Source organism: Cellulomonas avistercoris (assembly GCF_014836445.1).
Taxonomy (GTDB): domain Bacteria; phylum Actinomycetota; class Actinomycetes; order Actinomycetales; family Cellulomonadaceae; genus Cellulomonas; species Cellulomonas avistercoris.
Genome location: NZ_JACSQV010000003.1, coordinates 70,379 through 82,476, shown reverse-complemented (window position 1 = coordinate 82,476; position 12,098 = coordinate 70,379). Strand labels below are relative to the sequence as shown.

Sequence of the window (12,098 nt, the reverse complement as noted above, 5' to 3'; positions counted from 1 at the left end):
ACGGTACCGGTGCGGACGGCCGGGTGGACAGGTGCAGGCGCGCGCCTGCGGACCGACGGACGTGCCGTGCGCGTCGTCGTCGGCGTGCCCCCGCGAAGGGGCTCAGCCGGCGACGCGGGCGGCGAGGTCCTTGCCCACCTCGGCCGTCGACCGTACTCGCTCGGCGGAGCCGCGCTCGGCGAGGTCGGCCGCGACGGCCTCCTCCACCGCGCGGGCCGCGTCCGGCAGCCCGACGTGGTCGAGCAGCATGGCGACCGACAGCACCGTCGCGGTGGGGTCGGCCTTGCCCTGGCCCGCGATGTCGGGCGCGGAGCCGTGCACGGGCTCGAACATGCTCGGCGCCGTGCGGTCCGGGTTGATGTTCGCCGACGCCGCGAGGCCGATACCGCCCGTGATGGCCGCCGCCAGGTCGGTGAGGATGTCACCGAAGAGGTTGTCGGTGACGATCACGTCGAAGCGCGACGGGTTCGTCACGAGGAAGATGGTCGCGGCGTCGACGTGCAGGTAGTCCACCGTGACGTCCGGGAACTCGGCGTTGACGGCCTCGACCGTGCGGCGCCACAGGTGGCCCGCGTGGACCAGCACGTTGTGCTTGTGCACGAGCGTGAGCTTGCGACGGGGGCGCGCCGCGGCGCGGGCGAAGGCGTCGCGCACGACGCGCTCCACGCCGAAGGCGGTGTTGACGCTGACCTCGTTGGCCACCTCGTGCGGGGTGCCGACGCGGATGGCGCCGCCGTTGCCGACGTACGGACCCTCGGTGCCCTCCCGCACGACCACGAAGTCGACGTCTCCGGGGGCCGCGAGCGGGCTCGTCACGCCGGGGAAGAGCTTGCCGGGGCGCAGGTTCACGTAGTGGTCGAGCGCGAAGCGCAGCTTGAGCAGCAGCCCGCGCTCGAGCACGCCGGAGGGCACCCCCGGGTCGCCGATGGCGCCGAGGAGGATCGCGTCGTGCACGCGGATCGCGGCGAGGTCCTCGTCCGTGAGCGTCTCGCCCGTGGCGTGCCAGCGGCGTGCGCCGAGGTCGAAGTCCGTCGTGCGCACGGTGGTGCCCGTGCCGTGCAGCGCCTGCTCGAGCACGAGGAGACCCTGCTCGACGACCTCCGTGCCGATGCCGTCGCCGGCCACGACGGCCAGGTTCAGAGAAGAGGGGGAGGTCGCGTCAGCCATGGGGACAGCCTAGACCCGTGTCCACGCCTCGGAACGAGCGTCTCACGATCCGATCAGTCGACGGGCGGCGTCGGCCCCTGCGTCGGGTACACGAGCTCGAAGCGCTCGACGACCACGTCCATGGTCGGCGAGAACCCCTCGTCCCCCAGCACGCGCCGCCAGTACACCTCGTGCTCGCGCCGCCAGGACTCCAGCGTCCCGTCGTCCTCGCCCTCGGCGGCGGCGTGCGCCGCGTCCACCCGGTCGAACGGCACGACCTCGACCTCGGTCGTGCGCAGCAGCGCGCGGGGGTCGCCGGACGAGTCCAGCACGATCGAGACGCCGCCCACGCGCGGCAGCGGCTCGTCGCCCGACGTGAACTCCACGAGCGCGGTCGCCGTCGCCGTCTTGCGGCCGTCGAGGACCAGCGCCAGCAGCTCGTCCGCGAGGCGCGCGTCGTCACCGAACGACCAGGCGGGCGGCGGCACGGCACCGTCGACCGACTCCCCCAGCACGGTGTCGAGCTTGCCCCAGCCCAGGTGACCGCGAGCGGCGTCCCAGAAGTCCGCGATCCGCGTGTCCTGCGTACCGGTCCCGGCGTCCACCGTCGGCTGCTCGGTCATGGTCACCCCTCGTCGTCGTGCGCGATCGTCCACCCCGTCGGACGGGGCCGCGCGGCGATCCTCCCCCACACCCTGCGTCACCGCACCCCGCCCCACCCCGGCAGGGGCGCGAGAGAGCGATCCGGTGCGACCGGATCGCTCTCTCGCGACCTTCCTTCGGGCAGGTGGGTCAGCGCGCGGCCGAGCCCTCCTGGTAGTCCGTGTCGGACGGCTTGACCCACGCGAACAGCTTGCGCAGCTCGCGGCCGACCGGCTCGATCGGGTGGTTCTGGCCCTTGGTGCGCAGCTCGTCGAACTCCGGCGCGCCGGCGTCCTGGTCGGCGATGAAGCGCTCCGCGAACGCACCGTTCTGGATGTCCTTGAGGACGGCCTGCATGTTGGCCTTGACCTCGGGCGTGATGATGCGCGGGCCCGAGACGTAGTCGCCGTACTCAGCGGTGTCGGAGACCGACCAGCGCTGCTTGGTGATGCCGCCCTCCCAGATGAGGTCGACGATGAGCTTGAGCTCGTGCAGCACCTCGAAGTACGCGACCTCGGGCTGGTAGCCGGCCTCGGTCAGGGTCTCGAACCCGTACTGGATGAGCTGCGAGACGCCACCGCACAGGACGGCCTGCTCACCGAACAGGTCGGTCTCGGTCTCCTCGGTGAACGTCGTCTTGATGCCCGCGGCGCGCAGGCCGCCGATGGCCTTGGCGTACGAGAGCGCGAGCTCCCACGCCGTGCCCGACGCGTCCTGCTCGACCGCGACGATGACCGGCACGCCGCGCCCGTCGACGTACTCGCGGCGCACGAGGTGCCCCGGGCCCTTGGGCGCGACCATGAGGACGTCGTGGTCCGCGGCCGGCTTGATGTAGCCGTAGCGGATGTTGAAGCCGTGGCCGAAGACGAGCGCCGCGCCGTCCTTGAGGTTCGGCTCGATCTCGTCGCGGTAGATGATCCGCTGGACCTGGTCGGGCGCCAGGATGACGACGACGTCCGCGCCGGCGACGGCCTCGGTGACGGTCGCGACCTTCAGGCCCTCGTTCTCGGCCTTGGCCTGCGAGGACGAGCCCTCGCGCAGACCGACGGTGACGTCGACCCCGGAGTCGCGCAGGTTCAGCGCGTGCGCGTGCCCCTGGCTGCCGTAGCCGATGACGGCGACCTTCTTGGACTGGATGACGGACAGGTCGGCGTCGTCGTCGTAGAACAGCTCAGCCACGGTGGATCTCCTCGGTTGTGTCTTCGGTCGTGCGTACGGAGGTGGTGCGGGGGGAACGGGTGGGACGCAGGGTCACGCGGAGCGGCTCACGCGCTCGAGCGCGCGGTCGGTGATCGACCGCGAGCCGCGGCCGATGGCGACGGTGCCGGACTGCACGATCTCACGGATGCCGAACGGCTCCAGGGCCGCGAGCAGCGCGTCGAGCTTGCCGGGGCCGCCCGTCGCCTCGATGACGACGGTGTCCGGCACGACGTCGACGACGTGCGCGCGGAACAGCTGGACGACCTCGAGGACGTGGGTGCGCTGCGCGACGTCGGCCTTGACCTTGACGAGCAGCAGCTCGCGCTGGACCGACGCGGCGTCCTCGAGCTCGACGATCTTGATGACGTTGACCAGCTTGTTGAGCTGCTTGGTCACCTGCTCCAGCGGCAGCGCGTCGACGTCGACGACGACCGTGATGCGGCTGATCTCGTCGTGCTCGGTCGGGCCGACCGCCAGGGAGTGGATGTTGAAGGACCGCCGGGCGAACAGGCCGGCGACTCGCGTGAGCACGCCGGGCTTGTTCTCGACGAGGACGGACAGGGTGTGGCGGGTCATGGCTCGGCTACCTTCCTCAGTCCTCGCGGTCCCACGCGGGGCTGATGCCGCGCGCGTACTGGATGGCGTCGTTGCTGACGCCGGCGGCGACCATCGGCCACACCATGGCGTCGCGCGACACCGTGAAGTCGACGACGACGGGCTGGTCGTCGATCTCCATCGCGCGCTTGATCGTCGCGTCGACGTCCGCCTTGGTCTCGCACCGCAGGCCCACCGCGCCGTACGCGTCGGCCAGCTTGACGAAGTCGGGGACGCGCGCCGTGCCGTGACCCGTGTGCAGGTCGGTGTTGGAGTAGCGCGACTCGTAGAACAGCGTCTGCCACTGCCGGACCATGCCGAGCGAGCTGTTGTTGATGACCGCGACCTTGATCGGGATCTCGTTGATGGTGCAGGTGGCGAGCTCCTGGTTGGTCATCTGGAAGCAGCCGTCACCGTCGATGGACCACACCGTGCGGCTCGGGTCGCCGACCTTCGCGCCCATCGCCGCGGGCACCGAGAAGCCCATCGTCCCCAGGCCGCCGGAGTTGATCCAGGCGCCGGGCCGCTCGTACTTGATGAACTGCGCGGCCCACATCTGGTGCTGCCCGACGCCCGCCACGAAGATCGACTCCGGACCGGAGATGTCCCCGATGCGCGAGATCACGTGCTGGGGCGCCAGGTGGCCGTCCGACGGCTCGTCGAAGCCCAGGGGGAACGTCTCGCGCCAGGCGTCGAGCTGCTGCCACCACGCCTCGAGGTCGGGCAGGCCGTGCTGGCCGTGCTCGCGCTCGAGCTCGGGCAGCAGGTCGGCGATGACCTCGCGCAGGTCCCCGACGATCGGCACGTCGGTGCGCTTGTTCTTGCCGATCTCCGCCGGGTCGATGTCGGCGTGCACCACGGTCGCCAGCGGCGCGAACGACGACAGCAGGCCCGTCACGCGGTCGTCGAACCGCGCGCCGAGCGCGATGACGAGGTCGGCCTTCTGCAGCGCGGCGACCGCCGCGACGGTCCCGTGCATGCCGGGCATGCCGAGGTTCTGCGGGTGCGAGTCCGGCAGCGCACCGCGGGCCATGAGCGTCGTGACGACGGGCGCGCCCGAGGCGTCGGTGAGACGACGCAGGAGCTCGGAGGCCCCCGCACGCACCACGCCGCCGCCCACGTACAGCACCGGCCGGCGGGCCGTCGCGAGCAGGCGCGCGGCCTCACGGATCTGCTTGGCGTGCGGCTTGGTGACCGGGTGGTAGCCGGGCAGCGCGATGTCCTGCGGCCAGGAGAACGTGGTCTGCGCCTGCATCGCGGACTTCGCGATGTCGACCAGGACGGGACCCGGGCGGCCTGTCGAGGCGATGTGGAACGCCTCGGCGATCGTGCGCGGGATGTCGTCCGCGTCGGTCACCAGGTAGTTGTGCTTGGTGACCGGCAGCGTGATGCCGACGATGTCGGCCTCCTGGAACGCGTCCGTGCCGATCAGCGACGCGCCGACCTGGCCGGTGATCGCGACCATGGGCACCGAGTCCATGTTGGCGTCGGCGATGGCGGTCACCAGGTTGGTCGCACCCGGCCCGGACGTCGCCATCGTGACGCCGACCTTGCCCGAGGAGTACGCGTAGCCGGCCGCCGCGTGCCCGCCACCCTGCTCGTGCCGCACGAGGATGTGCCGGACCCGGGTCGAGTCCATGAGGGGGTCGTAGGTGGGCAGGATCGCGCCACCCGGGATGCCGAAGACGACCTCGACGCCCGCCTCCTCGAGCGAGCGGACGATCGACTGCGCGCCCGTGACCTTCTCGGGCCCGATGCGTCGCGGCGCGTCGGCCGGCGACTCGGCGGGGCGGGGCAGCCCGTCCGCTGCCGGGCGCACGGGGCGCACGGGGCTGCGGGGGGGTGCGGGATGGGGACCCTGGACCATGGTCGTCTCCTGCGGGTCGAGTGCGGGTGTGGTCGTCCGGTGCGAGGGGGCCGCGCCGGACGGACGTCGGGCACGAAAAAGCCCCTCGACCCGGGCACCGGGTTGGACGAGGGGCGAGCGCGCGCGACGTGCGACCTGGGCGGGTGGCGTCAGCCGGCGCGCTCAGGAAGTACTACGAGGATCATCTGCACGCCGTCACCCTACGCCCGGGACCGAGGGATGTCACGCGACCATCGGGTCGTCTCGCATCGTGGTTCACGAGTCCACGACCCGGACGGCGGCTGCGGTCACACGGCCGCGCCGCGCGCGCCGCCCGCGAGCAGCGCCACCACGCAGAGCGCCGCCACGACCATCGCCAGCCCGAAGGGCCACCTGCTGCGCTCCCGCAGCAGCCCCGCCGTGCCGGCGGCGAGCGCCACCCCGACGGCCACCACCCCGACGACGACCGACGCGGCACCGGGCGGCCCGGGCGGCCCCGCCACGGCGACGACCACGGCCGCGGCGAGCACGGCCGGTGCGAGCACGCCCGTCACCCGCCTGCCCCACCGGTGGGGCAGGCCGCGGACGCCCGTCGCGGCGTCGTCCTTCAGGTCGGGCAGGACGTTCGCGAGGTGGGCACCGACGCCGAGCAACGCGCCGACGGCCAGCAGCCAGCCGGCCGGGACCGCGTCGTCCGGCCTCGCGAGCACGACGAACGCGGGGAACAGCGCGAAGGCGACCGCGTACGGCAGCCACGACGCGGCCGTGCTCTTCAGCCCCAGGTTGTAGGCCCACCCCATCACCACCGCCGTGGCGTGGGCGAGCAGCGCGGCCGCGCCCGTCGGTACCGACAGCAGCACGCTCGCCCCCAGCGCGAGCAGGGCCGCGGTCCGCAGCTCCGGCGGCGTCACCGCGCCGGCCACGACCGGCTTGTCGGCCCGGCCCACGGCCTGGTCGCGCGCGGCGTCCAGCCAGTCGTTCGACCACCCGATCGAGAGCTGGCCCGCCAGCACGACGCCCAGCACGAGCAGCACCGTGCCGGCCGGCGCGTCGAGCGCCAGCGCGAGCGCCGTGCACAGCACCGTCACGACGACCGTCGGCCCGGGGTGGCACGCGCGCACCAGCGCCGCCGCACGCGTCCGTGCGCCCCGGACCGCGGGAGCGCGGCGCGCGGGACCGGTCGGGGCGTCGGGCACGGTCCGACCGTAGTCCCCCGTGCCGACACGGGCCGTGCGTGCCACGCTTTCGGGATGTCACGCGTGCTCGCCGTCGCACCGGCCCTCCCCGGCCCCCCGCGTGACCAGCGTGCCATCACGGACATCGTCGCCCCGATCGTCGCGGGCGCGGACGACCGCCGCGGAGCGCTGCTGCGACGCGTGCACCGCAGCAGCGGCGTGACGACCCGGCACCTCGCGCTCGCGCCCGACGAGTACGCGGGCGTCCGGGACTTCGGGCACGCGAACGACCTGTACCTCGCCATCGGCACCGACCTCGCGGCACGGGCGGCGCGCGACGCCCTGGACCGGGCCGGGGTCGACCCGCAGGACGTCGACTTCGTGCTGTTCACGTCCGTGACCGGCATCGGGGCGCCCTCGGTCGACGCCGCGCTCGTCGGTCTGCTCGGGCTGCGCGACGACGTCACGCGGCTGCCCTCGTTCGGCCTGGGGTGCGGCGGTGGCGCCGCCGGCCTCGCCCGCGTGCACGACTACCTGACGGGCCACCCGCAGGACACCGCGCTGCTCGTGTGCCTCGAGCTGTGCTCGCTCACGCTGCAGCACGGCGACGCGGACCCCGCCGCGCTGGTGGCCAACGGCCTGTTCGGCGACGGTGCCGCGGTCGCCGTCGTCGTCGGTGACGCCCACCCCGCCGCGGCCGGCGCGACGGGCCCGCGCGTCGTGGCGAGCCGCAGCAGGCTGTACCCCGGCACCGAGGGCGACCTCGGCTGGCGGATCGGCGCCTCCGGGTTCCGCATCGTCCTGTCGGCCCGGCTGCCCGACGTCGTGCGCGCCGGGCTCGCGCCGGACGTGGAGGGGCTCCTTGCGGCGCACGGCCTCAAGACGGGGGACGTGGGTCGCTGGGTCGTGCACGCCGGAGGGCCGCGGATCCTCGACGCCGTCGAGGAGGCGCTGTCCCTGCCGGACGGTGCCCTCGACGTCAGCCGGGCGTCGCTGTCCGCGGTCGGCAACCTCTCGTCGGCCTCCGTCCTGGACGTGCTGGACCGCACGCAGCGCGCCGGCGTGCCCGACGGCACGCCCGGTGTCCTGCTCGCGTTCGGGCCCGGGGTGACCGCAGAGGTGGTGCTCCTGCGGTGGTCCACGGCAGGCTGAGCCCATGCTGACCCTCTACCTGGTCGTCGTCGGCCTCACGGCCGTCGAGCGCCTCGCCGAGCTCGTGGTCTCGACGCGCAACGCCCGCTGGTCGTTCGCACGCGGCGGCGTCGAGAGCGGGCGCGGGCACTTCCCCCCCATGGTGCTGCTGCACACCGCCCTGCTCGTGGCGTGCGTCGTCGAGGTCCTCGTCGCGCACCGGCCCTTCCTGCCGTGGCTGGGGTGGCCCGCGCTGGCGCTCGTCGTGGCCAGCCAGGCACTGCGGTGGTGGTGCATCGCGACGCTCGGCCCGCGCTGGAACACCCGGGTGATCGTGGTGCCCGGGCTGCGTCTCGTGGGCGGCGGGCCCTACCGGTGGCTCCGGCACCCCAACTACGTCGCCGTGGTCGTCGAGGGCATCGCGCTCCCGCTCGTGCACACCGCGTGGGTCACCGCGCTCGTCTTCACGGTGCTCAACGCGGTCCTGCTGCTGCGCTTCCGCATCCCTGCGGAGGAGCGGGCGCTGCAGGCCGCGCCCGCCCCCGCGTAGGGCACGACGTGCCCGACACGGACGTCCTGGTCGTCGGTGGCGGGCCCGTGGGTCTCGCGGCGGCCGTCGAGGCACGCCGCCGCGGCCACGAGGTGGTCGTGCTCGAACCGCGCACGGGGACGGTCGACAAGGCCTGCGGCGAGGGCCTCATGCCGGGTGCGCTGCGCCTGCTGCACGCGTGGGACGTCGACCCCGCGGGCCACCCGATCGCGGGAATCAGCTACCGCTCGCCCGCCGGGCACGTCGACCACCGCTTCCGTGACGCCATCGGACGCGGGGTCCGCCGGACGGTCCTGCACGACGCGCTCCGCGAGCGTGCCGCGACGCTCGGCGCGGTCACCGTCACCGGACGCGCGGACGACGTGCGCGTGACGCCCGCCGGCGTCGAGGTGGCCGGGATCTCGGCGCGTCACCTGCTCGCGTGCGACGGCCTGCACTCGCCCGTCCGGCGCCTCGTCGGGCTGGAGGCCCCGGCCCGACGAGGCGCCGGCCGCGCGGACGGCCGTCGCTACGGCCTGCGCCGGCACCACCGCCTCGCGCCGTGGACGGACCTCGTCGAGGTGCACTGGTCGCCCGTGGCCGAGGTGTACGTGACGCCCGTCGCGCCGGACCTCGTCGGGGTCGCCCTGCTCGGACCGCGCGGCGCGTCGCTGGACGACGCCCTCGCGGCGCTGCCCGAGCTCGCGCAGCGCCTGGCGGGCGCGCCGGCGGGGCCCGTGCGCGGGGCCGGCCCCCTGCGGCAGCGCAGCACGCGGCGCACCGCGGGACCGGTACGGCTCGTCGGCGACGCCTCGGGCTACGTCGACGCGCTCACGGGTGAGGGCCTGCGCGTGGGCTTCGCGCAGGCCGTGGCCGCCGTGGCGACCCTCGACGACCCGGCCGCCTACGAGCGCGCCTGGTGGGCCGCCACGCGCGACTACCGCGTCCTGACGTCCGCCCTCGTGGCGTGGGCGGCCTCGCCCCTGCGGCCGACGATCGTGCCGCTCGCGCGCCGCTCCCCCGGTCTCTTCGCGGCCGTCGTGGAGCGACTCGCCGCGTGAGGCGGGCGTCGCGCCCGGTGACGGTGCCGGACCGTACGGTGGGGCCAGGCACTGCGACGACGGCAGAGGGACGGTGGACCGTGCGCACGACGACAGGCGGGCTCGGCACGGCGACCGGGGCGCTCGCGCTCGCGCTCGCGCTGGCGGCGTGCGGCAGCGGGTCCGGGACGCCCGCGGGGTCCGCGACGCCGACGTCCAGCCCGTCGCCCGCCGTGACGTCCGCCCGCCCGACCGCGTCGAGCACGCCCGCACCGACGTCCGCCGCGACGACCGCGGCCGCCGAGCCGACGGGCGACCTGGGCGGGTTCACCGCGCCGGGGACCGAGGCCGCCACCGACGGCGACGCGGCCGGCTACGTGGTGACCCAGGTGCGCACCGGCTCGCACGACGGGTACGACCGCGTCGTCTACGAGCTCACGGGCGGCCAGGGCACGCCGGGCTACCGCGTCGGCTACGTGGACCGCGCCGTGGAGGACCCCAGCGACGAGGTCCGCGACGTCGACGGGGACGCGGTGCTGCAGGTGTGGCTGGTCGGCACGACGTACCCGGTGGAGGGCGGCCCGCAGGAGTTCTCCGAGGACCTGCGCCCGGCCGACGGCGATGTCGAGCACGTCGTGCGGCCCCTGACCTTCGAGGGCATGACGCAGTCGTTCGTCGGGGTGGACGACGGACCGCGGCCGTTCCGGGTCCTCGTCCTGTCCGACCCCGTGCGCGTCGTCGTGGACCTGCAGGACGACTGACCCGTCGAGGACCGGACGACGTCAGGTCACGTCACGCAGCCGGAACGACAGCCAGCCCGCCAGGAGCGCGAGCGCGACGAGCACGCCGATGACCAGGGCACCCTGGCCGGCCCCGACGTAGTGGACCACCAGCTCGCACACCTCGCCGCCGGACGCCCGGGGGTCGGGGACGCACGCGGGCACCTCGTACATCGCCTCACCCGTGGTCCACGCGCGGACGTTGGTCGACAGCGGCAGCCAGCGCGCGGGCGGCAGCACGAGCGCGAGCGTGCTCTCGACCGCGGCGACCCACCACACGACGATGCCGGTCACCGCGGCCGCGTGCCGCACGGCGAACGCGAGCCCGACGCCGAGCGCGGTGGCACCGAGGCCGACCGCGAGCCACCGCGCCGCCCGCCCCGCGAGCTCGGCGGCCACGGCCGCCTCGACCGTGGTCCCGGTGCCGTGCAGCGCGCACACCGCGGCCAGGCCCGCGAGCGCGAGCACGGTGGGCACGACCGCGACCACGAGGGCGGCCACGCAGGCCGCGGCGAGCTTGCTGACGAAGACCCGCCCACGGCGCGGCGTGAAGGTCAGCCACGTGCTCATCGCACCCGTGGCGAACTCCGCGGACACGAGGCCCACGCCGGTCATGAGCATGCCGATGACCACCATCAGGCCCGTGGACGTGAGCCGCTGCTCGAGCAGGTCGGCCAGCGCGGGGCGGTGCGGGAGGAACTGCTCGAGGACCGGGCCCATCACGTCGCACCCGAGGTCGACCCCGTCCCCCTCGTCGGCCCGGACCTCGTCCTGCAGCTCGAGGCACCGCGCGACGAGTGCCGCGCCGTCCGCGTCCCACCGCTCCTCGGCCTCGGCGAGGGCGACGTGGGCCTCGTCGACCTGCGCGGACGTCGGTGGGCGCGTGTCCCACCACCCGATCAGCACGAGGCCCACCGCGCCGAGCGTGACGGCCGCGACGACGCCCCAGACGAAGGGCCGGGCACGCGCCCGCGCGAGCTCGGCGCGCAGCAGCCCGCTCACGCGGCACCCGCCGCGGAGGTGACCGTGGGCGCGGGAGCCGCGCCGGGATCCGGAGCCGTCAGCTCGAGGAACGCGGCCTCGAGGTCGCGGCGCACGAGGGCGACCTCGTGCGCGTACACGCCCCCGCGGGCGAGCGCCTCGTTGACCTGCGCCGCGCCCGGCGACCCCCCGACGAGCAGCGTGACGCCGGCTCGGCGCACGGTCCAGCCCGCGGCGCCGAGCAGCGCCTGCGCCCGCGCCGCGTCGGCGACGCCGACCCGCACGTCGGCAGCGGCACCCCCGCCGAGCAGGTCCGCCACCGTGCCCTCGGCGACCAGCCGGCCGCGCGCCACGACCGACACCGTGTCCGCGACCTGCTCGACCTCCGCGAGCATGTGGCTCGAGACCAGGACGGTGCGGCCCTCGTCGGCGAGGCCCCGCATCGTGGCGCGCACGTCGCGGATCCCGGCGGGGTCGAGCCCGTTGGTGGGCTCGTCGAAGATCAGCAGGTCCGGGTCCTTGAGCAGCGTCGCCGCGACGGCCAGCCGCTGCTTCATGCCCAGCGAGTAGCGGCGGAACTGGTCCTGCCCGCGGTCGCGCAGCCCGACGCGTTCGAGGACCTCCTCGACCCGCGTGTGCGGCACGTCCACCGCGGTCGCGAGCAGCCGCAGGTTGCGCCGGCCGGAGAAGCCCGGCACGAACTTGGGGTTCTCGACGATCGCACCGACGCGTGCCACGACGTCGGGCAGCCGGGACGGCACGGGCGTGCCGAACAGGTGCACGGTGCCGGCGTCCGGACGGACCAGCCCCAGGAGCATGCGGATCGTCGTGGTCTTGCCCGACCCGTTGGGACCGAGGAAGGCGTGCACGCCGCCCGAGGGCACCGTGAGGTCGAGCCGGTCGACGGCGACGACCTCCCGCAGCGTGAACGTCCGGTAGCTCTTGCGCAGCCCCCGGACCCTCACGGCGGGCTCACCGGCGGCCGTCCGTGCAGCAGTCATCCCCCCGGGCTACGGCACGCCCGGCGCCGCGCAC

12 protein-coding genes are annotated in these 12,098 nt (G+C 74.6%); 4 read left to right on the top strand and 8 right to left on the bottom strand.

Annotation, left to right across the window (positions count from 1 at the left end; all coding sequences use genetic code 11):
• Nucleotides 1-102: 102 nt before the first annotated feature.
• From H9657_RS04880 to H9657_RS04855, 6 genes are all read right to left on the bottom strand, one after another.
• Nucleotides 103-1,167 (bottom strand): 3-isopropylmalate dehydrogenase, encoded by a 1,065-nt coding sequence (locus H9657_RS04880; RefSeq protein ID WP_191780936.1) that lies wholly within the window; start codon nt 1,165-1,167, stop codon nt 103-105.
• 53 nt (nt 1,168-1,220) lie between these two features.
• Complete coding sequence (locus H9657_RS04875; protein WP_191780934.1) at nt 1,221-1,769, bottom strand: ASCH domain-containing protein; 549 nt, start codon at nt 1,767-1,769, stop codon at nt 1,221-1,223.
• Nucleotides 1,770-1,938: 169 nt separating this feature from the next.
• Nucleotides 1,939-2,967: a ketol-acid reductoisomerase gene (gene ilvC / locus H9657_RS04870; protein ID WP_191780932.1), complete on the bottom strand. Its 1,029-nt coding sequence runs from the start codon at nt 2,965-2,967 to the stop codon at nt 1,939-1,941.
• Between the two features lie 72 nt (nt 2,968-3,039).
• Nucleotides 3,040-3,564, bottom strand: coding sequence for an acetolactate synthase small subunit (ilvN, locus tag H9657_RS04865; RefSeq protein WP_191780930.1), 525 nt, complete (start codon nt 3,562-3,564; stop codon nt 3,040-3,042).
• A gap of 16 nt (nt 3,565-3,580) precedes the next feature.
• The gene (locus tag H9657_RS04860; protein ID WP_191780928.1) at nt 3,581-5,449 is read right to left on the bottom strand and encodes an acetolactate synthase large subunit; all 1,869 of its coding nucleotides are present in this window, start codon (nt 5,447-5,449) and stop codon (nt 3,581-3,583) included.
• 287 nt (nt 5,450-5,736) lie between these two features.
• Entirely contained in the window at nt 5,737-6,624 is an 888-nt protein-coding gene (locus H9657_RS04855; RefSeq protein WP_318241296.1) for a UbiA family prenyltransferase, read from the bottom strand.
• On the opposite strand from H9657_RS04855, the gene H9657_RS19545 reads away from it, so the two are divergent.
• The 4 genes from H9657_RS19545 (at nt 6,535) to H9657_RS04835 (ending at nt 10,064) form a co-directional block, all read left to right on the top strand.
• Nucleotides 6,535-7,755 (top strand): type III polyketide synthase, encoded by a 1,221-nt coding sequence (locus tag H9657_RS19545; RefSeq protein ID WP_318241295.1) that lies wholly within the window; start codon nt 6,535-6,537, stop codon nt 7,753-7,755. The genes H9657_RS04855 and H9657_RS19545 overlap by 90 nt on opposite strands.
• 4 nt (nt 7,756-7,759) lie before the next feature.
• Nucleotides 7,760-8,284 carry an isoprenylcysteine carboxyl methyltransferase family protein gene (locus H9657_RS04845; protein ID WP_191780924.1) on the top strand — a complete coding sequence of 175 codons (525 nt, stop codon included), beginning with the start codon at nt 7,760-7,762 and terminating at the stop codon, nt 8,282-8,284.
• A gap of 8 nt (nt 8,285-8,292) precedes the next feature.
• Nucleotides 8,293-9,324 carry an NAD(P)/FAD-dependent oxidoreductase gene (locus H9657_RS04840; protein ID WP_191780922.1) on the top strand — a complete coding sequence of 344 codons (1,032 nt, stop codon included), beginning with the start codon at nt 8,293-8,295 and terminating at the stop codon, nt 9,322-9,324.
• 80 nt (nt 9,325-9,404) lie between these two features.
• On the top strand, nt 9,405-10,064 hold the full coding sequence (locus tag H9657_RS04835) for an AMIN-like domain-containing (lipo)protein (RefSeq protein WP_191780921.1): 660 nt from the start codon (nt 9,405-9,407) through the stop codon (nt 10,062-10,064).
• A gap of 21 nt (nt 10,065-10,085) precedes the next feature.
• On the opposite strand, the gene H9657_RS04830 is transcribed toward H9657_RS04835, so the two are convergent.
• Entirely contained in the window at nt 10,086-11,084 is a 999-nt protein-coding gene (locus H9657_RS04830; protein WP_191780919.1) for a hypothetical protein, read from the bottom strand.
• Nucleotides 11,081-12,064, bottom strand: a complete 984-nt coding sequence (locus tag H9657_RS04825; protein ID WP_191780917.1) for an ABC transporter ATP-binding protein — start codon at nt 12,062-12,064, stop codon at nt 11,081-11,083. The genes H9657_RS04830 and H9657_RS04825 overlap by 4 nt, the downstream gene beginning before the upstream one ends.
• Nucleotides 12,065-12,098: the final 34 nt, after the last annotated feature.